Origin of the sequence: Bdellovibrio bacteriovorus (genome assembly GCF_025558485.1) — a bacterium.
Lineage (GTDB): Bacteria > Bdellovibrionota > Bdellovibrionia > Bdellovibrionales > Bdellovibrionaceae > Bdellovibrio > Bdellovibrio bacteriovorus_G.
On record NZ_CP102930.1, the window covers coordinates 405,000 to 425,490 of the forward strand.

Genomic DNA, 20,491 nt, shown 5'->3' on the forward strand with positions numbered 1-20,491 from the left:
TCCAAAAACAAAAAAAGCCAGCATTGAGCTGGCTTTTCAAGTTTATCAACTTTTATTTATTTTTTTAAAAATCGCTCAAGCGGTCAGCGAGTTCTGGAAAATCCACAAACGGATTTCTATTGCCCTGAACTTTATAGATCTCGATATTACGTTTCATCTCATCTTCATCAACAGGGTCTTCACGGTTCCAGCGGCGCAGAACCTGTTCCTGTTGTGGATCAATAGGAAGATCATAACGAAGAGAGAAATAGAACAAAGCCCGAGCCACATTCCCCTGATGGTTTTGTGGTGGTTCAAAAACCTCATCAGAACCGGATGTTCCAAGACCGAAACGAGAATCCGGGCATTTCAGATCCATCAGATCCTTGGCCACTTCACCAAACGGATGGTTACCGCGGATGGCATTGATCTGAGAGTCCGTCGGGAACAAGTGGTGCAAATCGGACTTCTGCACTTCATCCGGGAACCGACGGGTGAATTTACTTTGAGGCCATGTGTGCTCAACATTGATCACGGTGTTGTTCGGAATTTTACCCGGCGATGGCTGGGAGCTTTTGAAGTCCTCAGGACCGCGTTCTGTATTGCAGTAAACATCACGAACCGCGTACTGATTGCCTTCTTTAACAAGGTAGTATTTCCCCATCAGGAAAACTCTTGCAGCTTTGTATCCAATAGCCGTGTGAGAGTAGCAACGACCTTGCCCTTGCGGGCAGGCTTTTACGATCTGATCGTAAGAACCTTTCACCAGCAGGTGATAGCTGCGCAGAACAGTTTTAATTCTGGTTTGAAGAGTCTCTCCGGTGGTTCCCGCTTGAAGATCGCGATAGAACTCTTCCCCATAATATGGGACCAGTTGAGAAGACGGCGCCGCATTCGCAACACCAACAAAAGATAACAATGTGAAAACAATCACTGACTTAATGAGCAACATTTGCTTCATTCAGGTCCACCATTCGGTTTGGGGGTGATCTACAGCCTCTGGGCAGTAACATGTCCCAATGGTAACGATCCTGTCAACGGGTATATAGAATTTACATTATCAGTTTTGAGATGCGGGTTGAACAGATCGCCCGCGATAAGCCAAGCCGAAGATCGCTCCAAGCACGCTGCCGCCGATATGGGCGGCGTAGGCCACGCCCCCGCCAATCCCCTCAGGGGTCGCCCAAAGATTCGCCACATCGACAACTAGGAACAATGGAATAATCAACAGGGTTGGCAAAAAAATCGCGCCATAATGTCCGGGCATGGGGGATGCGAAATATAAAAAACGAACTCGCGCTCGCATTTCAGCCATACAGTAAAAGGCCAGCAAGGCACTAATGGAAGCACTGGCCCCCACCATCGGAACCGTCCCGTGCAGATCGGAAAGCAAAAAGCCCAAGCCTCCGGCACAGCCTCCCAGCAAATACACAATCAACAACATCTGACTGCCTGCCATCACTTCAACGGCAGCACCGATCAACACTAAAAAGCTTAAATTGGAAAGCAGATGCATCCAGTTGGAATGTGAAAACTGATAAGTGAACCACGACAGCGGTCCTTTGGTTCCTGAACTCAGACCGAAGCGGTACAACAACTGCTCCTGATACTTCTTGCGGAACTCCGAAATGTCTTTGCGCCACGAAGCCACTTGCACCTGGTCTCCGCGATAGTTCAGGACATCACCTTTTTCCAGAAAACGGGAATCACGCAAAGCATAGGCCCCCAGAAGACCCATGTGTTCAGTGTTCAAGGACCCCATCTGCAAAACCCATTCAGGTTTGGTGTAAAGGTCTTCCGCTGGCAGTGTTTGCAAATACTGATAATAAAGTCGCCCCGTCAAAACCAAACCGTCTTTCTGCAATACCGGCGAAGAGGTCAGGTTGGAGCCTGCGCCACTGAAGATCAGAATAAAAATAAAGACATTCAACACCGCCAGCGTGATCGTCAGCGGGTACCGGGAATAGTCTTTAAAATCCTCAGGACATGGGATGATCATGGAACCTCGTAGCGTTCTTTAAAGTCATCAATCCAGGTATCCGGATCTGCACTGGCGGGCATACGGCCTTTATTTGGCGTAAACTCCGAATCACGCAAAGCCCACACCGAGCGCACATAGCGTTTTTCCAAAGCGGTTTTCAACACCGGATTCTTCTGCATCTTTGAAATGGTCTTCAAACTTCCCACATAATCCTGAGCCGCAAACATATCCTCGGACTTCAGGAACTGAGTCACCAGCAGACCGGAATCCGCCATCTCCAGATCCTCGCTGCCCCCGCCTTCCGCCATATAGCGGGCCAGCGCACATGTCGTGGACGAGGAGTCCTCGCAGACCTTGGCAAAATACTCCTCTTGAACCTTGCCATCTGCTAATAGATATTTTGCAAGATAAGCCAGAGGTTGAGAACTCACCGGGTCCCCCCACAAGGCCACCTCCGCCTCTTTCTCTAAACATTCCCCGGAAATTTCATTTAAAAGGAACAGCGACAACGCTGTATCCAAGCGGGCATTTCCATCCAGACCATCTGTGCCTTTGATTTCCCGGCACACACTCACGGCGATTTTACCAGTCGTGGATTTATAAGCTCCGGTGTACAGGCCGTGATAAGCTTTCATGAAGCCCAGCACACCAAACAGAGCCAGAAACAAAAAGCTCATACGCATCCATGACGAAATAAATCGTGATTCAATCGGCATCGGGCCGTCATCATGCTGTTTTTTCAGCGTGATCACCAAGGTGTCGGCGGCACGATCCGGGAACGCACGACGGAACGGATGGCTTAAAATTTCCAAAAAAGGAATCGCCAGCAGCAGGACGCCGAAACTCCAGCACATGGAACGAATCAAACACTGAGCATACGTCAGGCGCGGCTGATAGATCGGATAAGAGATCACACGCAATTGCATGAATATCTGCCCCGGTGTTGCCTGCCAGAAATACAGAAACACCGATTGCAGGAAAATGACCAGCATGATGATGCAGGCGCAGACCAGGCCGGCTGCCACCACCCCTTCTGCGGACTGAATATCCAGCAGGAAGAAGGTTTTGGTCTGACGAACCAATCCCGCAATCAGCAAACTGATGATCGGAGAGAAAATTAAAAAATCCAGAATCAGCGCAATAAATCTGTCCGCCACGAAAGCGACAGGCACCGAACTGGATTTTGGATAATGGGGCTTCACTTCAGGAGCCGATAGATCTGGAAATACCATAAGGATCGTATCGGCTTGAAACAGGAAACACTAAAGAGATTAGTGCGCGAAATTGATCGCCTGCACACGCCCTTGATCGTCCGTGACGAACTGAGCCTTGCCAACGATTTCCTTTGAGGAATCAATCAGACTATAGACCTGCTCTCCTGTGGAGTTCTGAGCCAGACTGACTTCTGCGAACTGCACACCAAAGGCGTCAGAGTATTTTTTCAGGAACTCGGCTTTATCCGTAATCTGCATCGGCTGTTCACCCGCCTGAGCGTCGATGAATTCCAGACTTTCAATACGGCCTTCCACGGTTTTCATGCCGTATTTGCCTTCAAGGAAACCAAACACCAGCTCATCACGCAATGTCGGAGCTTCCGCAAGACTTGCCGCCACCGTGGATTTTTCACGAGCCATGCGTTTGGCAAGATCATGTTCCCATTTAACATCTTTGGCAAAGCTAGAGGGTTCAAAGCTGGCAACACCACGATTTCCCGCAGCCGCCGCCCCTTGATCCGGACCACGCACCAGCCACTGATTCAGGAAAACTGTCATAATCAAAACAGAGGCAATGGAAAGAACCAGAACAGCTTTTTGTTCCTGGGCCTTGTCCTGCAATCTTTTTCTTACAGATTGTGCTTTTGGAAATTCGATCACGTTTGCGTTCCTCATTATTTCACCCCTCAGAAGTCACGACAGTTCGAGTCCTGATGACTTTCATTGCGAAGGGTATGCCGTTTAAAAACCGCACTTATTCATTCTAGCTGAACAAGGCCTGAACAGACGTACAAAAGATGTTAGACGTATCATTCTGATCATCTCATCCTGACACATAAAAATCCAAATTCCGGGGGTCTAGTCGAGGGCCTTTTTCTCCCAGGAATCAATCCCTGCCTGCATTTCAGGAAGGTGATAATAAAGAACCCGGTCCAATTCCACACCCTGTCCTTCAATACGGTACTTCTTATGACTTAGGTAAACCGCCTCGGGGATGGAAATTTGCACCCCTTGTGCCACTTCATCCAGTGGATACCAAACTCCGACCAGCAACTGCCCGCGACTGGGGCTTCCCAACAGCGGAGCCTTTTTAAATTCTTTCAGCGCCTGCGCCACCATTTCCGCCACAGAAGAACTTTTCCCATCCACTAACACCCGCACTTCACCGCTGTAGCAGTTTTTCTGCGCGTAAGTTTTTAAAAGCACTTCGCTGTGCGTGTCCAGAACTGCCAACTGAGCCTGATCGTCCAGGTCATTGGGAAGCTCTGCCGCACTTTTTACTGCGACACGCGGTCGTTCCAGGGTGCCCACCAGTTCGGGCTTGCATATAAACAGCGACAGAAATCTTAAGCCCGCGACAAAATTGCCTCCGGCATTTCCGCGCAGATCCACCACCACACGTTTCAATGAAAGCAGCCCGGCTTCAAGCTTTTGCATTTCTTCATCCACGAAGAAGGCCGCACGGAAGGACGGCACTTTCAAAACCGCCTGTCCCGGCTCCTTGGCTTCCAAAGTTATTTCCTCGGACCGAATAATCGCCCGGGGCTTTATTTTCACGGAAAACTCTTTGTCTTTGCGAAGAATCAGATACGAACCCTGTTCTGTCTGTGCTTCCCAGGGGTTGGGCTGTTCGGCGTTGATAGTCTGAATAATATCCCCGCCTGTCTGTGCTTCCCAGGGGTTGGGCTGTTCGGCGTTGATAGTCTGAATAATATCCCCGCGGCGCAACCCCAGATCCTCGGCCGGAGAATTCGGATGCACTTTGAAAATCACCAGCTCGCCGTCAACAAACTGGCTTTCAATGCCGGTTTCCAGACTTTCCCCACGCCAGATGCTGGCGACCTCTTTGGAATCATAAACTTCCAGATGTGACACCTTTAAAAGTGCCAGCACATTGTTCATGTCTTTGATGATTATTTTTTTTGGTGAATACGGAGTCACCAGACGACTGCGACGATGGCAGGTCTTTTTCCAGTTTTTAATTTTGGCATCATCCAGAAATATTTTTTGCGACACCAGATCGCAGAATGCCGGATACGGGTTTACGAAACCCTTTTGCAGAGTGAAATGATAAGCAGCGTAGGCACAGCCAAGTGCCAGTAGGATAGCGAAAAAAATACGGGTCATCTTAGTCCTGTAAAAGCAAAGACCGAGTGTTTTATCACCCGGTCTTTGTTTTTCAATTCAAAAGGAGACTAAGCAGCCACTTTCTTCTTGCGAGCCGCAGAAGGATCAATGTGGTATTGCTTTACTTTGCGATACAAAGTTGCGCGACCAATGCCCAAAGCTTTCGCAGCTTCAGTCAGGTTGCCTTTGTATTGAACAATCGCGTTTTCGATGGCCTGAGCTTCAAGCTCTTCCATTTTTTGCACGCTTGTTGCTGTTGCCGTCGGTGTTGGGAACTGAATAACGTTACCGCCACCCACGTCAGAATTGATCGGGCTTGTGCCAGAAGCCAAAGCCGGAACACCCGCCACTAGTTGTTGTCTGAAAAATGCATTATCAAGCCCTTCTCTGAACTGTGCAGATGAATATGCTTGAACTGTCACATCGTGATTCTCCCAGTACTTCTTTGTGTTCTCGATGGTTTCCTGGTTATCGCTCACCACGATCATAACTGTACGTGACATTTAGTCCTCCCCTTTTGAAACATTATCAAAGCTTATTTGACTCACTTTGTACCTATCGGCGTATCACGCTGAGAATTTAGGGCCAGTTGCAAATATTTTTTGAGACACTTTAAACGGGCTAAAACACTGGACTTTTGTAGGTCTTCAAAATGTCTCTTGACGGCTTTTCCGGATTTTCTGCCCAAAAAACCGACGCTTTTAACGACCAAAGAAGGATGCAGGATCGGCGAACTCGCCTCTGGGAGAAACAAAAAAGGCCCTGCCGGTCAGCAGAGCCTTTTAAAGAAAGTCATTTATATCTACGAACTACTCCAGCAAACTGCGAAGCATCCACGCGGTTTTTTCGTGAAGCTGCATTCTTTGTGTCAGCAGATCGGCACTGACTTCGTCACCAACTTTATCAACTAATGGGAAGATCGAGCGCGCCGTGCGCACAACAGCTTCCTGGCCTTCAACCAGTTGTTTGATCATGTCAGTTGCTGCCGGCACACCGTTAGGTTCTTCGATGCTGGTCAGTTTTGCGAATTCTTTGTAAGTGCCTGGTGCCGCCACACCCAATGAACGGATGCGCTCTGCGATCAGGTCCACCGCCAATGCCAGCTCGGTGTATTGAGCTTCAAACATCACGTGCAACGTCTGGAACTGAGGACCCGTGACATTCCAGTGGAAGTTGTGGGTTTTAAGATAAAGAGTGTAAGAGTCAGCCAACAAACGGGACAAACCATCAGCAATTTTCTGGCGGTCTTTTTCCTGGATACCAATGTTGATGGATGGTTTGGCGTGCTTTTCGGACTTGTTGTTCTTTTTCATAGTCGGAACCTTTCTGTAAAAGCTACGGCCTAAACTCTAAACCAAAACAAACAAAAAGGTACCTGCTTACTTTTGCAGAAGCTGTGCGTAAGCTGCAGCGCTTCTGCAAAAGTAAGCAGGTACCTTTTGGGGGTGGAGAAAAAACAAAACCCCGCTTTTTTAGGGCGGGGTTGGTTTGTTTTTTGTGGCTGCGACCGATTAACGACGGCCGGATTTGATTTTCACTTGAAGTTTGGAGATCAAGTGAACTGCCATTTTTTCCTGAACTTTACACATTTTAAGTTCATCACGGCGGTAAGATCTTTGAGAAGGAGTCAAAGTTCCTGTCTCAAGTTCCATTTCATAATCCAACTTGGAAGAACGAATGCCTTCCAGCTCTTTCGTTTGAGTTTTGAACAGCTTGGTTACACCTGAAAGAGGAGCCACTTCGATCCACTCTTCTTTACCACGGTACCAGCTCACCATTCTCAAGAAACGAGCTTTATTTTTTGCCAAAGTGAACTTCGGGAACCCCGCGTCCGGAAGCTCAAGGATGTTTTCAACATCATCAAGATTCAGGTCATCTTCTTCACCTTCCATAAGAAGTGTGTCTGACAGGCTCGCCAATAGAGCGGTTTCCTGTTCTTCATCGACATCTACGTCGAAGGCCGATTTCTTCACCTCTTTTTCGTTGTCTAGGTCAGAATCCAAATCTGTGTCGATTTCGTCGGCGTGCATGTTAGTGCCTGGATTGATCAAAACGAGCCTCCCCAATAGTGCATTTAAACGTCTAGGTGATTTAAAGTGGGCCCAGTTATATCGCAACTTTCAAGATGACACAATATGTTAATTGCGTGAAAAAAGGTGAAATTTGCAAGAATCCACCCGCTAAATCGAGAGCTTTTTGCATTTTCATATCCAATTTTCATGCTGAAAATTTGGGCATCTCTGTTATCTCACAGCGATCACGTCCACGCGAAAGCCCCCGGGTTTTTTCCAAAAATGTGAGTTCGCCGCCTTTATCTGAATGCGATAGACCGCGCGCCCATCCAACACCGTTTCCCGAATCCCACCGGACTTCAATTCCCCCGGCAGACGGAACTCCTGACGTTCGCCTGAATAGTCCGCGTACTGAATAAGCACTTCTTTAATTTCAATGTTATTGCGTGTCCCCACCAGACGAATCCGAACAATGCGGTTCAAGTCAAAACGCGGGAAAAAATCAAATGTGCGAGTCCGAAAACGTCCCGTGTCTCCACCCCCCAGAGAATAAGGGATTTCCTGACGTGGTGGTGGTTTGACCGGAGGCGGAGGGTTCGGACTGGGATTAGGTTCCCCCGGGTAAGGTTCATCTGGCAGAGGCATCGGCTGTGCCTGCACACTTCCCGTGGCAAAAAGACTTGTGGCAGTCAGAAGAATCAGAATCCATTTCCCCATGGCGTCCTCCTTAAGTCTTTGAACCTAGTCGAGCGCAATGGGGTTTGGAACGGAAGATGGATAAAACTGTCTGAAATCAGTCCCAGCGCATGTGTTTTACGGACTCACCCGAGTCACGCAGTTCACGCAAGGAATCAATGCCAATAGCCAAATGTTTATCCACAAAGCTGGCAGTAACCTTCTTATCACTTTCTTCGGTTTTAACACCGTCTGGAATCATTGGGTTGTCAGATACCAACAACAAAGCCCCACGCGGGATTTCGTTTACAAAGCCCGTTACAAAGATCGTGGCTGTTTCCATATCCACGGCCATCGCGCGGGTTTTAGTCAGATAATCCTTAAACGCCTCATCATGTTCCCACACACGACGATTGGTGGTGTAAACAGTGCCCGTCCAATAGTCACAGCTGTGTTTCGCGATCATCGTGGAAACAGCCTTCTGCAAACGGAACGACGGCAACGCCGGGATTTCCGCCGGAAGATATTCATTACTGGTTCCTTCACCACGGATGGCTGCGATCGGAAGAATGAAATCACCCAACTGGTTCTTTTTCTTGATCCCGCCACATTTACCCAGGAACAAAACAGCCTTAGGATTGATGGCCGACAACAAGTCCATGCAAGTCGCCGCCAAGGCACTGCCCATGCCGAAATTTAGAATAGTGATATTTTCCGCCGTAGCACTCTGCATCGGCTTATCCAGGCCGCGAACAGGAACATTAAACTGTTCAGCGAACATTTTGACGTAGTTCCCGAAGTTCGTAAGCAAAATATAGTGACCGAATTCATTCAATGGCACGCCTGTGTAGCGAGGCAACCAGTTATCGACGATTTCTTTTTTTGTTTTCATGCTACTCCCATAATTTTTCTTCAATTGGTAAATTGGTTTAAGCTAACATGATAATCCACAGAAGAAAAGGGGTCCGATTATGAGTTCTACGCAAAATCACATCCTGATGGAGATTCCTCCCCGCCTGGTGTCCGTCGGTGGTCCACAGGTGCATCGCCTGATTCCCTATTCCAAGAAAAGAATGGTAGGACCCTTCATCTTTTTCGACTACTTCCCAGCCACTGATTTTGCCGCAGGAGATGGACTCAATGTCCGCCCTCACCCGCACATTGGCTTGTCCACGTTAAGTTACCTTTTGGAAGGTCAGGTCCTTCACCATGACAGCTTGGGCAACAAACAGATTCTACGCCCGGGCGACGTCAACTGGATGACCGCAGGCAGCGGGATTTCCCATTCCGAGCGTCTGCCCGAGGAAATTCATGGCAAAGCCCATCGCCTGCATCTGTTGCAGTTCTGGGTTGCCCTGCCGTTGACTGCTGAAGATCGCGCCCCCAGCTTCACCCATCACGAAATGGCCAGCATTCCAAGCTTCAAAGTTGGAACTGCTGACGTCAGCCTGATCGCCGGTGAGGCCTTCAAACACAAATCCCCGGTGGATGTTTATTCGTCGCTTTTCTTTATGGACGTGAAGCTGCCAAAAACAGAAACCTTCACTTTTGATCCGGGCAATCAGGAACTTGCCTTTTATATCATCAAAGGAAAACTGGACATTGATGGCAAAGAGATCCCGCCAGATGACTTTGTCGTATTGGAACAGGGGTCCTCGCTAAAAGTGACCGCTGCTGAAGACACACAGTTCATCGTTCTGGGCGGAGAGCCCTTCCCTGAGCCGCGTTATATCTATTGGAACTACGTTTCCTCCTCGCGTGAAAAAATTGAAGAGGCTAAAAAACAATGGCGGGAGTTGACCTTCCCGCAAGTTCCCGGGGAAACTGACATTATACCACTTCCTCCAGAGCCTGCAGGCTCTTAAGACGAAGGAGACCTGCTTGTTGAAATATGTTTTGTTTTCTTTCACCGTACTGATGCTTGCAGGTTGTGCTTCGACGCCGACGGAATCCCCTTCACAAAACGAGGAAACCTTTGCACCCAACTGGGAAACCCACGCTGGGGACGCCGAGGTGATGGCAGGCAAAGGCCCGGCCCCGGCTTCCGAAGACCCCACTGTCAGCAGTGAACAGATAAACGAACAGGCCTTGGAGGCCCAGCAGTTTGCCACAATAAATTTTGTCAGCCTGGGGAAAGACCTGAAAGCAGGACAGGGAAAGTACTTGAATGAGCTTTTCCGGATTTTGAAAATTTCAGGAGCCCAGCAAGCCCCGGCCCTTCGCCAGATCCGATCCTTATATGAAGGCTCCCCCAGTCCTGTGCAATTCAGTCAGGACCTGTGGAGCTGGTACAAGCGACGCTAATAAAAAAGCCGGTTTTTCAACCGGCTTTTTCTTTTTAAAGAACCAATTCCTTCGGGATTCCTTTGGGAATCGCGCCCAGTAGTTTTTTGGTATAATCGTGTTGCGGGTTTTCATAGATGCTTTGCGCGGTGTTGTGTTCAACGATCTTACCGCCAAACATCACGGCCACTTCATCAGAAATGAACTTCACCACAGACAGATCGTGCGAAATAAAGATGTAGGTCAGATTCATTTCATCCTGCAAATCCAGCAACAGATTCAGAATCTGCGCCTGAATGGACACATCCAATGCTGAAACCGATTCGTCACAAACAATGAAATCCGGACGAACCATCAAAGCCCGCGCAATGCTGATACGCTGTCTTTGTCCACCGGAAAACTCGTGCGGATAACGATTCATCATGGATGGATTCATGCCGACTTTTTTCAACATCTCTGCTGCAATTTCCCGACGCTGATTGTTGTTGTCGCCGATGTTATGGATCTGCATCGGTTCCATCAAAATAGTTCCGATGGTCATACGCGGATTCAAAGACGCATACGGGTCCTGGAAGATGATCTGCATTTTCTTACGAATCGGCATCAGGTGACGGGTATCCATCGTCGTGATGTCCTGACCGTCGTAGATAATTTTTCCGCCCGTAGGCTCAATCAGACGCATGATTGTGCGGCCCAAGGTTGTTTTACCGCAACCGGATTCCCCCACCAGTCCCAGCGTTCGGCCTTTTTTCACCTGAAAGCTGACACCATCAACGGCCTTGGTCCAAGACTGCACTCGTCCCAACAGACCGCCAGTGTGTGGGAAATGCGTTTGCAGATCCCTGATTTCCAGTAAAACTTTATCTTCACGGGCAGAGGCCGGGGCCACCACGCGTGACTGCACCGGGGTTGTGATTTCTTCCCCTTCTGCTGTCATAAAATCGCTTAACACCGGCAAACGATCGGGATTGCCCTCCAATGACGGACGGCAGGCCAGAAGGCCTTTGGTGTATGGGTGTTTGGGATCTTCAAAGATTTCCTTGGAACGTCCCCGCTCCACGATTTCGCCCTTATTCATGACGATCACTTCGTCAGCAATGTCCGCCACCACCCCCAGGTCGTGGGTGATAAACAACAAGCTCATTCCGGTTCTTTGCTGAATTTCCGCCAGCAAATCCAGAATTTGTTTTTGAATGGTCACGTCAAGTGCCGTGGTCGGCTCATCGCAGATCAAGACGTCAGGATTGCAGGCAATAGCCATGGCAATCATGATTCTTTGGCGCTGACCACCACTGAATTTGTGAGGATAGAAGTACAGGCGCTCTTCAGGGCGCGGAATGCCCACTTGCTTTAAAAGATCCAAAGCTTTGTCCAAAGCCTGCGCTTTGGTCAGCCCCTGATGAAGCATCAGGGTTTCCGTGATTTGATCAGCCACCGTCAAAACCGGATTCAGACTGGTCATGGGCTCCTGAAAGATCATGGAAATACGAGCCCCACGGATGCTGCGCATTTTCTTTTCAGAACATTTCAGCAAATCCTGACCTTCAAAAAGAATCTCGCCTTGTGTGATTTTTCCGGGGTTTCCAATCAACTGCATGATCGCCAGGGAGGTGATGCTTTTTCCGGACCCGGACTCTCCGACCAGACCGACAGTTTTACCCTTGGGAATATTAAAAGAGATGCCTTTAACGGCCTTCACCAGCCCCTCTTCGGTCTTGAATTCTACGGCCAGATTGCGGACTTCAATAATATTTGTGCTCATAACTTTTGACCTCTGGATAGAGTATGTTAGCACCACTCCGGTGGAAAAGGTCCACTGTTCCCCCATCCCTGAACTTTGGTCAATGAAAAGAACTCGCGAATCTTATTTGGTTTTCAGTACCGTTTTATGACTCAAAATAAAACACTTTTGTTTTTGCAACTGTTCCTTGCATTGCACTGAACGAAAAAAATCTCTTTTGGTACAGAAAGTCCAGCTATAAACCGAAGAGTGTCCCATCAACCACACCTTTAGAGGAACAACTGAACTCGGAGACTGGACATGAAGTTTTCATCTAGAATCGCCATAATGGTTGCGACAGCCATGCTTTATTCACCCACTGCACCTGCAACCCGTGGTAATACTGAAGCCGGTGTCTGCACGGACTGCTTTGTGAATACGCCAGCAGGCCCGCGCATGAAAGACAACATGCAGTTTGTGGCCACGGTCATCACTGATATCAACAAACAACTGAACTGGGGACCGAAGTGCAACAGCTTCGCCAGAGGCACAGAACTGGGGCAATGGGCTCATGATATTCGTGAAGACTACCTGGAAGGCTCTTTCCCAAATCTGGAAAAAGGTGCGCCGGATATCTATCGCGCCTGCCCGACCTATACAAAGATGAAACCCACCGACAAAGCCAACTTCTGGGTTCTGGTCTTTAACGCCATGGCCAACTATGAAAGCACCTGCAACCAGAATGCTCCGGCCAAGGGGCCCAATGGCAGCCTGTATGGTCTGATGCAACTTCATGTCGGCAAAGAAGGTGGCTACGCCAAAGAGTGCAGCAATGGTGACAGCAAGACGCCTGCAAACACATTTACCTGCACCTTAAGCATGCTCGACGGACAGCTTCGCCGTGACGGTGCCCTTTTCAGCCGCAAATCCTATTGGGATGTCCTGCGTCCGCAAGCAGCCAGCGGTAAAGCCAAAAAGATCGCCAACTCCCTTAAGGCCTACACTCCGTGCCACGACGAAAAACGTCTGAACGCCAAGAAGCGCAGCGAATTCGATGATAACGAGGAAATCTATCAGGCACTGGATGTCATGGATGCACCGGACACAGGCTTTAACCTTTACGATATCTAACGTCCCGAGACCTGTTTGAACATTCGCTTCAAACAGAATACGGTACTGGTTTTGACATGCTCCTTGAGTTTCATTTTCAGGATTCAGAAAATGAGCTTAAGGAGTATTTGATCCATGAATGATTCCGCGATTCCCGTTTTTAAAATGCGCCCGCTTCCAACCGCCACCTCAGATTCTTCGCGTGAGGAAATTCGCAGCCTGCTTCACACCATCGCCCAGAACCTTTGCAACGACCACAACAACATTCAAGTCAGCTACACCGAAGGTGACAAGACCACGGTCTATCGCATTGAGGTTCCGACCGACCTGCGCGGCCGCCTGATTGGCGCCAATGGCAAAACCATCAATGCCCTGCGTGTGCTTCTGGCCGCCGTTGCTGGCACCCACGGTTTCCGCGCGGTGATTGATCTGGTTCTTTAACGCCAATGGCGCATGCCGCCAAAGCCGCTTCCAGAGCGGCTCTCTGTTCGATTTTAAAGTCGAAACAGTAATCCCCTTCTGTGGTCTGACATCTTTGCAATCACTCGCGTTTACCGTGTACTTGTGGAACACGAGTTGATAAGAGGTCGGATGCACATGAAAACTTTGAATAAATTTTTCCATAAGAAGTTTGAAGAACGTCGAGCTGCAAACCCTCGCTTTTCGCTGCGTGCCCTGGCCCAGCGAGTGGACATATCCCCGGGACATCTTTCTGAAATTTTCAACAACAAGCGTCCGGTTTCCTCTACGAACTTTGACAAACTGATCTCCGGTCTGCGTCTTAGTCAGGAAGATCATGATGCCGCCATTCAACTTTTCGAGGCGGAAAAAAACCGCAAAAAAGCCACCTACTCCATCGAGCGTATCCTGACGAAAACGGAGTTTTCCGCTGTCTCTGGAGTGGATTTCTTCCTGGTTCTGGCTGCGATGGACCTGCATTCGGACCTCTGTGACATTGAAAGTATTTCAAACGAAACCGGCGTCAGCCCTGAAAAAACCGCGCTGGTGATGAACAAGCTGGAACAACTGGGGCTGGTGGAGCGCCAAAGCGATGAAACTTTCATCAAATCCGTGCGCAGCCTGTCCTCTGAAAGCGACATTCCGAACTTTGATGTGCAAAAATTCCATATGGAGGCCCTGCAAAGAAGCGCGGACATCTTCCACAAGGTTCCCACAGACCAGCGTGACATGGTTTATGTGACAATGGCCGTGAATCCGAAGAACCTGCTTCAGGCCAAGAAAGAACTTGAGAAGTGCTGGAAGAAAGTTTACAGCAAGCTCTCTCAAGGCGAATGCACCGAAATTTACACTCTGGGAATGCAGCTGCTTCCTGCGACCTCCAAGGAGATGGCATGAGATACCTGATCGTTTTTGCTTTTCTTTTTGTGGCCCCTTCGGCCTTTGCTCAATACGTGGTTCGTAATGGCGGTTATGTTGTTAGCTGTCGCAATCAGGCCCCTCTGGCTTTGGAAGTGGCGGAAGCCCAAGCTCAGAACCTGACGATGGATTATTCCCCGGCCCGCTCCTTTCAGGTAAAAGTGGCCGATTTGATTTCCCGCATTCGCGCTGTAAATCCGGAAAAAGCCCTGAAATACACCCGTTGGCTGCAACAGTGGCCTGAACAAGTTCGCTGGCATGGGCGCTTTGAACTGACTGGACCGAATGATCAGGGCACGATCAAACTACGAGCTGGCTGCCGCATGCGTATCGCCATCGTACAAACCAACGAAAGCCGTTTCGGTGTTCAGGAATATGCCATTGATTCTTTGTTGTGGCAGGCACTCAACGAGGATCAGAAAGCCGCACTGGTCATGCACGAATTCATTTATCGCGATGTTCTTGAGGAAAACCCAGACTCAAATTCCAGCTGGGTTCGTCATGTAAACACTCTGGTTCATTCTTTGGATTTCCAGTACCGTGACCGTCGCGCGTTCACGGCGCTGATTGATTCTCTTTAATTATCGACAGCTGGTGGAAACCAGCTTCTGAAACTCCGCATCTGTCTTAAAGCGGAAGATCACATCCCCGTCACTCATATAGCGGAAAAGATCCTTGTTTCGTAAAGAACAGGATCTTTGACTGTCACGCAAAACCGAACTGCCACCGCTGTTCTGGGACGGGTCCTGATTTAAAGCAAAGCCCACATCCAGAATCTGACCTTTGTAGCCCTCAATGGACACGCCGCCACCGTTCTTTTTAGAGACCTTATCCACCACCACCTTGCTGGCGCCAGAAATGGATTTCAGGACGGCCTTATTCATATCAAAAACAAAGCGATCGCCAGTGACATGTTCAATGATCAATTCTTGAGCATCCTCGTTCCATTGATAATTCATCTTGGTTTGTTTGCGCGGGAACATGTAGAAATCACGAGCACCAAACTGCCCGTCTGTGCCGTATGAATTAAACACCATGAACATGCCATCAGCCGTTAGCACATAATCCCGATAGATCATGTCCTTGTAAGCATCCGTGGGGGAAACTGACAGCATGCAGATTTCAGCCTGATCCAGCCAGGCCCGTTGAAGCAAGATGCCCCCTTTGGTTTCAGCCATGGGCTGGCAGCTTTCGGGAGCCGGGGCTGCGTTGGCCATCGCTGCAAAGAACAATGCTGTTGCGAAAAGTACCACTTTCATCAAGACCTCCTGCAATAGGTGACTTTCAGATTACAAGTGCCGATCAAGCCGTCAACGAGCCGCGACCTCAAGCTGTTTCTGATAAATGTGTCGAACAGATAAAAATCGAAGTTCCGGTCTAAGGTTTGACTGCTTACTCGGCCAAAGGCCCAATTGATTTATTCACCAAGGAGGTCACCGTGAAATACTTGAAAACTCTTGTGTTCTTAACTTTATTTGCTGCGCTGGGAGCCGAGGCACAGGTGCAATCACGTCTGGATTTTGGGATGCTTCCGGTGTCCGCCACACGCACTCGCGAGATGCTTTTGACTAATTACAATTCCACCGTACTTCGTGGCATTTCACATACAATTGCCGGAGACAGTTTCTCTGTTCAAAGCGATTGTCCTGAACAACTTCGTTCCGGCTTATCCTGTCGTTATCGCATCACCTTCTGGTGTCAGCGTGAAGGTTATGCCGTGGGCACTTTGAATATCTTCACTTCGGATAAAAACCATCAAGTGCATCTGTCCGGGGTCTGCAACCGCATCAATACTCCAGAGCCCCGCCCACCGACTCCTCGCCCTTAGTGGGGCGAGTTTTGACAAGAATCCGTGATATGTTCATGCTAAAGGGATGAACATATCTGCCACGCAGACCTTGCGTCTGATCTATTATCCCATATTGCTTATCGCCTCTGTGGCTGTCTTTTTTGCCTTCAAAGATCTGTTTCCGGGTGAACAGCTGGCTTTGTTAACAGCGGCGATTTCCGTGGTGGTAATTGCCATCATTCACATCACGGAACGTCTTCTGCCCTATCGCCGCGAATGGAACACGCCACAAGGGGATCGCACCAGCAATTTTATATTCACCAATATTGTTCTGCCGGGACTGTCCAAAGTTGTCGAGATCATGCTGACAGCGTTGTTCCTGAATCAGTCTTCAGCATTGATGAGCCCCGGCCTGCAAAGCCTGTGGCCGCGCCAATGGCCGTTGCTTTCACAGCTGGCACTGGCCTTGTTTATCACCGAGTTCTTCTTTTACTGGGTTCATCGCATCGGTCATCGCTGGGCCTTGGCGTGGCGATTTCATTCCATCCACCACGCCGTGGAAAGGCTGTACTGGGACAATGCCGGACGCTTTCATCCCGTGGATCTTTTCCTGAACTGGCTGTTTTATTTCCTGCCACTGTTCCTGCTGGCAGTGCCGCCTGAATTGATTGCACTTTTCCTGCTGGTCAACGCCGTGACCGGTCTTTTAGAGCACGCCAACGTGGATTTTGAAATGGGTCCTCTGAATCGTGTCTTTAACACAGCCCAACTGCATCGCTGGCATCATTCGGTTGTGCCGGAAATTTCGTCACAGAACTTTGGCAAAGTTCTTTCGATCTGGGATCAGGTTTTCGGTACGTGGTATCACCCCGAAGGCAAACACGTCGGAAAAATCGGTGTGGAAGGCGAAGACATCCCCAAGCGCACTTGGGGGCAGATGCTATACCCGTTCCGCCGACGCCCCTGATGCATTTTACTCAACGCCCCCTGGAGGTCCTTGGACCTTTTGGAAGCCCATCGTGGCTTTTCCGGTCGTGCCATCCATAACAAATAACAAGCCACTTTCTCCGGAGCTCCAACAAACTCTGTCTTTTACAATTTGTAAATTCTCTGCTGACAGCTCCCAGGGAACTGAAACCAACTGACCTGAAGCCATGTCTCTGACTCGCACATCCCAGCTATCGATATCGTAATAGAAAAGACGTCCGTCAGACATCGTCCAATTTTCATAGTAATCCATATCCTCGGGGATGGTCCAATTCGCAACCTGCATCGTGGCACTTTGCACGGTTATGATACCTTCTTCGTACTCTCCGTCTTTCTCCGCTTCGTAAGACATATATACCTTGTCCCCGGAAGCCATAAATCTTCCGACAGCTGCATAGTCGTAACCTGCAAATGGATTCAATGCCAAAAGATCTCCGGTGGAAGACGAGAACCCTGCCAATCCCTTGCGTTCTTCACCATTCACATTGTCAAATTCGCCGCTGACATAAACCACGCCCTGATGCAATTGTGCCATCTGGGCCGGGCCGTTCAGTTGAGGCTGCCAGTTGGTCAATTGACCGTTACTTATGGACGCCAGGCTTAAGCGGGCTTCTGCGTTGATCTCTTCAAACTCACCTGTCAGATATACCGTGTTCCCCGCGGCGGCCATGGAATCAATTCGTCCTGACACCGCCATGATTTGGGAGACATTCGTTTTCATATTGATGACAGCCAATTTTCCTGCCAGCGCACCAAACTCATCGTACCCACGACCTGAAATATAAAGATAATCTCCCGCTCTTTGAGCGGCATAAACATCACGGAATTCTTCTGTAGCATTCACAGAAGAAGACCAATCCGCGATTTGAGCCTTGTCGAAGTTCACAATAGCAAGGCCTTTGCGATCCGGGCCGCCCAGATCATCCGCCGCCACAAACAGATGGCCCCCACTGACGCTCAGTGAGCCGATGATTCCAGAGTAAGCATGCACTTCGGTGGCCGTGCCATCGGACTCAAGCTTCAACAAGCTAATTCCGTCAGCAATATAAACCGCACCATTATAGACAACCGGTGAACGAGGAGAGTGAGCCGTAAAGGACTGCCCTAAAGGCAGTAAGCTGCCACCGGCTTTCAGATTGTAGGCGGCGACATTGGGGTTCTGCGGGTCACCCAGCCGGCCTAAGATGTACAAAATGCCATCTTCGATGACAAAGTCATTCACGGTATTGGGATCTGTCACTGTTGGCATCCAACTGATCACGTTGCCGGTTTGATCAATAGCCGCAAAACTGTCACGATTCTGAAGATTCACGCCTACAGGCTCTGAGAAATAACCATAGATATAAGCGATACCGCCGTATTCCTGCACAAAATAAACTTCGTCAAAAGTGCCGCGACTTACGATAGGCGCCCAAGGCGTCAAAAGATTATCCGCCACCGTCAACGAAGCCAAACCATTCCGGGTCTGTCCCTGAACAGAAACGAAGTCACCGCCAATATAGAGCTTTGTTCCATCCTGAGAAATATCCATAGAGGCAATATTTCCTCCGGACACTTTTGCATCGAACGAAGCCGCGTCCCCCGTTTCCGAATCCAGCACAGCCAGTCCCTGCACCACGGCAGTTCCGATACTTTGGAATTTACCGCCAACAAAAACTCCACCGCCCCCCAATGCCACAGCCTGAACGATATCATCTGCACCGCCCGCAGCCAGTGCAACATCCCAGTCTTTCACAGCACCTGCCCCGGTTGTACTGATGGCCGCCACTGCTGTACGGGCTTTACCGCCAATGGCAGAGAAATCACCATAAACATACAGAGTATCTGCTCCATCGTGGACCAGCCCTCTGACTGTCATCAGATCGTCGCCATTCACGGCATTGGGTGTCCAGGTTGTATCGAGTGTCAGGTCGCTGGCGTTATAGCGAGCCAGCCCATAAGCAGTTGTGCCTCCGACATTGTTGAAGTAGCCACCAATATAGATATAGCCACCAGCATACAGAACACTACTGACTTCTGAAGTAGGTACAGCCGCCGGACTGCTGAGCAAATTTCCATTTTCGTCAAAGACAGCAATTCCCGTTCTGCTCACGGCACCGACTTTAGTAAATGCTCCGACGCCATACAATTTACTACCGTCATAGGCCAAACCGTAAAAGCCCGAGCGGATACTTGTCGATACCTGCCAAACAACCGAACCATCTGTTTTATTCAAGGCCATCAGCCCCGCTTCAGGACTGTTATAAGAATTCACTCGTGTCACATACACATGGGTGGGCGACACAACAATAGCCGTCGGAGTCCCGTCAATAGGTGGTACCCAGGCACTAACCGCCGCGCCAGAACTTCCATTCATGGCAAGAACCGACTTCATAAAGACACTGCCATTCCACAACCCCACACCGCCGGCATAAAGAATGTTGGAAGCTTGATCGTAGGTCAGAACTTTAATAGAGCCTCCCACCACAGAGTGGAAGCTTTCATCTATTTGGCCATTTTGATCCAGGTGAATAACGCTTCCGCGCATAGCCCCTTGGTAAGGCCCCTCGACGGCGATATAAAGCCCGCCATTGCCATCCGAGGTCGCAGCCGCCACAAGGTCTTCAAAGCGCTTTCCAGAAGGCCACTTTGAAACACCGGTAACAGGGTCCACAATTGAACCGTAGGGATTGCTTATGCTTGAAAATGGGCCCGCTACAAAAAGCTTTCCAGAGGCCAAAGCCAGCGTAAGATTCTCTGTGCCGGACACCCCTGCTGGCATATTGCCAAAGGCCTTAAAGCTCTTGTTCAAACTTCCGTCGGCATTGATACGCGCCAGCCCGGGTACGGCCACTCCGTTCACCGCTGAAAATTCTCCGGTGATGTAGTAACCTCCCTGACCATCCGGCAGAGTCTTTGTCAGTGACCCATTGACATTTAATTTGCCGGTCACATTGCCAAGAGAACTGCCATAGATGTTAAAGCCACACTCCCCAATTTGCGTGAATGCACCTGCAACAAGGTAATCCCCATCACCCAGAAGAAGAGGAGGACCAAACTCTCCATTTACACAGACTGTCGGAGCCGATGTCTTTTCGACAACCGGCGGACGAGGATTTGTTGTGGACCCGGACGAGCCATCTAACAGGCTCGCCTCAATAGAGCAGCCCGAATTTATTAAAACCAATACGATCAAGAATAAAAAATGCATATTTATTTATCGGTTTATCCTGTAAGTGCCTGAATAGTTAAATAGTT

21 protein-coding genes are annotated in these 20,491 nt (G+C 49.3%); 8 read left to right on the forward strand and 13 right to left on the reverse strand.

The window, feature by feature from the left end:
• Positions 1 to 64 precede the first annotated feature (64 nt).
• The 10 genes from EZJ49_RS02125 to EZJ49_RS02170 form a co-directional block, all read right to left on the reverse strand.
• Complete coding sequence (locus tag EZJ49_RS02125) at positions 65 to 940, reverse strand: endonuclease I family protein (RefSeq protein WP_262553903.1); 876 nt, start codon at positions 938 to 940, stop codon at positions 65 to 67.
• 99 nt (positions 941 to 1,039) lie between these two features.
• Positions 1,040 to 1,978 carry a rhomboid family intramembrane serine protease gene (locus EZJ49_RS02130; RefSeq protein WP_262553905.1) on the reverse strand — a complete coding sequence of 313 codons (939 nt, stop codon included), beginning with the start codon at positions 1,976 to 1,978 and terminating at the stop codon, positions 1,040 to 1,042.
• On the reverse strand, positions 1,975 to 3,192 hold the full coding sequence (locus tag EZJ49_RS02135) for an RDD family protein (RefSeq protein ID WP_262553907.1): 1,218 nt from the start codon (positions 3,190 to 3,192) through the stop codon (positions 1,975 to 1,977). Before EZJ49_RS02135 ends, EZJ49_RS02130 begins: the two co-directional genes overlap by 4 nt.
• 39 nt (positions 3,193 to 3,231) lie before the next feature.
• Entirely contained in the window at positions 3,232 to 3,849 is a 618-nt protein-coding gene (locus EZJ49_RS02140; RefSeq protein WP_262553908.1) for a hypothetical protein, read from the reverse strand.
• A gap of 183 nt (positions 3,850 to 4,032) precedes the next feature.
• The gene (locus EZJ49_RS02145; RefSeq protein WP_262553910.1) at positions 4,033 to 5,301 is read right to left on the reverse strand and encodes a S41 family peptidase; all 1,269 of its coding nucleotides are present in this window, start codon (positions 5,299 to 5,301) and stop codon (positions 4,033 to 4,035) included.
• A 68-nt stretch (positions 5,302 to 5,369) separates the two neighbouring features.
• Positions 5,370 to 5,804, reverse strand: coding sequence for a helix-turn-helix domain-containing protein (locus EZJ49_RS02150; RefSeq protein WP_262553912.1), 435 nt, complete (start codon positions 5,802 to 5,804; stop codon positions 5,370 to 5,372).
• A 306-nt stretch (positions 5,805 to 6,110) separates the two neighbouring features.
• Complete coding sequence (locus EZJ49_RS02155; RefSeq protein WP_262553914.1) at positions 6,111 to 6,614, reverse strand: Dps family protein; 504 nt, start codon at positions 6,612 to 6,614, stop codon at positions 6,111 to 6,113.
• Positions 6,615 to 6,812: 198 nt separating this feature from the next.
• Positions 6,813 to 7,352 carry a hypothetical protein gene (locus tag EZJ49_RS02160; protein ID WP_262553917.1) on the reverse strand — a complete coding sequence of 180 codons (540 nt, stop codon included), beginning with the start codon at positions 7,350 to 7,352 and terminating at the stop codon, positions 6,813 to 6,815.
• 192 nt (positions 7,353 to 7,544) lie between these two features.
• A complete protein-coding gene (locus EZJ49_RS02165) occupies positions 7,545 to 8,030 on the reverse strand; it encodes a hypothetical protein (RefSeq protein WP_262553918.1) in 486 nt (161 codons plus the stop codon).
• Between the two features lie 76 nt (positions 8,031 to 8,106).
• Positions 8,107 to 8,880: an AMP nucleosidase gene (locus EZJ49_RS02170; RefSeq protein WP_262553919.1), complete on the reverse strand. Its 774-nt coding sequence runs from the start codon at positions 8,878 to 8,880 to the stop codon at positions 8,107 to 8,109.
• Positions 8,881 to 8,959: 79 nt separating this feature from the next.
• On the opposite strand from EZJ49_RS02170, the gene EZJ49_RS02175 reads away from it, so the two are divergent.
• Together EZJ49_RS02175 and EZJ49_RS02180 are read left to right on the forward strand one after the other, a co-directional pair.
• Entirely contained in the window at positions 8,960 to 9,853 is an 894-nt protein-coding gene (locus tag EZJ49_RS02175; RefSeq protein WP_262553921.1) for a pirin family protein, read from the forward strand.
• A 16-nt stretch (positions 9,854 to 9,869) separates the two neighbouring features.
• Entirely contained in the window at positions 9,870 to 10,292 is a 423-nt protein-coding gene (locus EZJ49_RS02180) for a hypothetical protein (RefSeq protein ID WP_262553924.1), read from the forward strand.
• Positions 10,293 to 10,326: 34 nt separating this feature from the next.
• On the opposite strand, the gene EZJ49_RS02185 is transcribed toward EZJ49_RS02180, so the two are convergent.
• Positions 10,327 to 12,033 (reverse strand): ABC transporter ATP-binding protein, encoded by a 1,707-nt coding sequence (locus EZJ49_RS02185; protein WP_316963672.1) that lies wholly within the window; start codon positions 12,031 to 12,033, stop codon positions 10,327 to 10,329.
• Positions 12,034 to 12,312: 279 nt separating this feature from the next.
• On the opposite strand from EZJ49_RS02185, the gene EZJ49_RS02190 reads away from it, so the two are divergent.
• From EZJ49_RS02190 to EZJ49_RS02205, 4 genes are all read left to right on the forward strand, one after another.
• The gene (locus tag EZJ49_RS02190; protein WP_262553926.1) at positions 12,313 to 13,122 is read left to right on the forward strand and encodes a hypothetical protein; all 810 of its coding nucleotides are present in this window, start codon (positions 12,313 to 12,315) and stop codon (positions 13,120 to 13,122) included.
• A gap of 114 nt (positions 13,123 to 13,236) precedes the next feature.
• Positions 13,237 to 13,542: a KH domain-containing protein gene (locus EZJ49_RS02195; RefSeq protein WP_262553928.1), complete on the forward strand. Its 306-nt coding sequence runs from the start codon at positions 13,237 to 13,239 to the stop codon at positions 13,540 to 13,542.
• 156 nt (positions 13,543 to 13,698) lie between these two features.
• Positions 13,699 to 14,457, forward strand: coding sequence for a TIGR02147 family protein (locus EZJ49_RS02200; protein ID WP_262553930.1), 759 nt, complete (start codon positions 13,699 to 13,701; stop codon positions 14,455 to 14,457).
• Positions 14,454 to 15,059 carry a hypothetical protein gene (locus tag EZJ49_RS02205; protein ID WP_262553933.1) on the forward strand — a complete coding sequence of 202 codons (606 nt, stop codon included), beginning with the start codon at positions 14,454 to 14,456 and terminating at the stop codon, positions 15,057 to 15,059. Before EZJ49_RS02200 ends, EZJ49_RS02205 begins: the two co-directional genes overlap by 4 nt.
• Here EZJ49_RS02205 and EZJ49_RS02210 read toward each other — a convergent pair whose 3' ends face one another.
• Positions 15,060 to 15,737, reverse strand: coding sequence for a hypothetical protein (locus EZJ49_RS02210; RefSeq protein WP_262553935.1), 678 nt, complete (start codon positions 15,735 to 15,737; stop codon positions 15,060 to 15,062).
• A 179-nt stretch (positions 15,738 to 15,916) separates the two neighbouring features.
• Between EZJ49_RS02210 and EZJ49_RS02215 the strand changes: the two genes are divergently transcribed.
• Both EZJ49_RS02215 and EZJ49_RS02220 read left to right on the forward strand, forming a co-directional pair.
• Complete coding sequence (locus EZJ49_RS02215; RefSeq protein WP_262553938.1) at positions 15,917 to 16,306, forward strand: hypothetical protein; 390 nt, start codon at positions 15,917 to 15,919, stop codon at positions 16,304 to 16,306.
• A 46-nt stretch (positions 16,307 to 16,352) separates the two neighbouring features.
• A complete protein-coding gene (locus EZJ49_RS02220) occupies positions 16,353 to 17,234 on the forward strand; it encodes a sterol desaturase family protein (protein WP_262553940.1) in 882 nt (293 codons plus the stop codon).
• 6 nt (positions 17,235 to 17,240) lie between these two features.
• Here the strand turns inward: EZJ49_RS02220 and EZJ49_RS02225 are convergent, their stop codons facing one another.
• Positions 17,241 to 20,444: a delta-60 repeat domain-containing protein gene (locus EZJ49_RS02225; RefSeq protein WP_262553942.1), complete on the reverse strand. Its 3,204-nt coding sequence runs from the start codon at positions 20,442 to 20,444 to the stop codon at positions 17,241 to 17,243.
• Positions 20,445 to 20,491 lie beyond the last annotated feature (47 nt).

What these genes read in the sequence shown, in the direction of transcription:
- EZJ49_RS02185 (WP_316963672.1), bottom strand. Translation starts at nt 12,033, where the DNA reads ATGAGCACAAATATTATTGAAGTCCGCAATCTGGCCGTAGAATTCAAG.
- EZJ49_RS02155 (WP_262553914.1), bottom strand. Translation starts at nt 6,614, where the DNA reads ATGAAAAAGAACAACAAGTCCGAAAAGCACGCCAAACCATCCATCAAC.
- EZJ49_RS02220 (WP_262553940.1), top strand. Translation starts at nt 16,353, where the DNA reads ATGAACATATCTGCCACGCAGACCTTGCGTCTGATCTATTATCCCATA.
- EZJ49_RS02140 (WP_262553908.1), bottom strand. Translation starts at nt 3,849, where the DNA reads ATGAGGAACGCAAACGTGATCGAATTTCCAAAAGCACAATCTGTAAGA.
- EZJ49_RS02170 (WP_262553919.1), bottom strand. Translation starts at nt 8,880, where the DNA reads ATGAAAACAAAAAAAGAAATCGTCGATAACTGGTTGCCTCGCTACACA.
- EZJ49_RS02200 (WP_262553930.1), top strand. Translation starts at nt 13,699, where the DNA reads ATGAAAACTTTGAATAAATTTTTCCATAAGAAGTTTGAAGAACGTCGA.
- EZJ49_RS02145 (WP_262553910.1), bottom strand. Translation starts at nt 5,301, where the DNA reads ATGACCCGTATTTTTTTCGCTATCCTACTGGCACTTGGCTGTGCCTAC.
- EZJ49_RS02190 (WP_262553926.1), top strand. Translation starts at nt 12,313, where the DNA reads ATGAAGTTTTCATCTAGAATCGCCATAATGGTTGCGACAGCCATGCTT.
- EZJ49_RS02205 (WP_262553933.1), top strand. Translation starts at nt 14,454, where the DNA reads ATGAGATACCTGATCGTTTTTGCTTTTCTTTTTGTGGCCCCTTCGGCC.
- EZJ49_RS02135 (WP_262553907.1), bottom strand. Translation starts at nt 3,192, where the DNA reads ATGGTATTTCCAGATCTATCGGCTCCTGAAGTGAAGCCCCATTATCCA.
- EZJ49_RS02150 (WP_262553912.1), bottom strand. Translation starts at nt 5,804, where the DNA reads ATGTCACGTACAGTTATGATCGTGGTGAGCGATAACCAGGAAACCATC.
- EZJ49_RS02225 (WP_262553942.1), bottom strand. Translation starts at nt 20,444, where the DNA reads ATGCATTTTTTATTCTTGATCGTATTGGTTTTAATAAATTCGGGCTGC.
- EZJ49_RS02130 (WP_262553905.1), bottom strand. Translation starts at nt 1,978, where the DNA reads ATGATCATCCCATGTCCTGAGGATTTTAAAGACTATTCCCGGTACCCG.
- EZJ49_RS02210 (WP_262553935.1), bottom strand. Translation starts at nt 15,737, where the DNA reads ATGAAAGTGGTACTTTTCGCAACAGCATTGTTCTTTGCAGCGATGGCC.
- EZJ49_RS02175 (WP_262553921.1), top strand. Translation starts at nt 8,960, where the DNA reads ATGAGTTCTACGCAAAATCACATCCTGATGGAGATTCCTCCCCGCCTG.
- EZJ49_RS02165 (WP_262553918.1), bottom strand. Translation starts at nt 8,030, where the DNA reads ATGGGGAAATGGATTCTGATTCTTCTGACTGCCACAAGTCTTTTTGCC.
- EZJ49_RS02125 (WP_262553903.1), bottom strand. Translation starts at nt 940, where the DNA reads ATGAAGCAAATGTTGCTCATTAAGTCAGTGATTGTTTTCACATTGTTA.
- EZJ49_RS02195 (WP_262553928.1), top strand. Translation starts at nt 13,237, where the DNA reads ATGAATGATTCCGCGATTCCCGTTTTTAAAATGCGCCCGCTTCCAACC.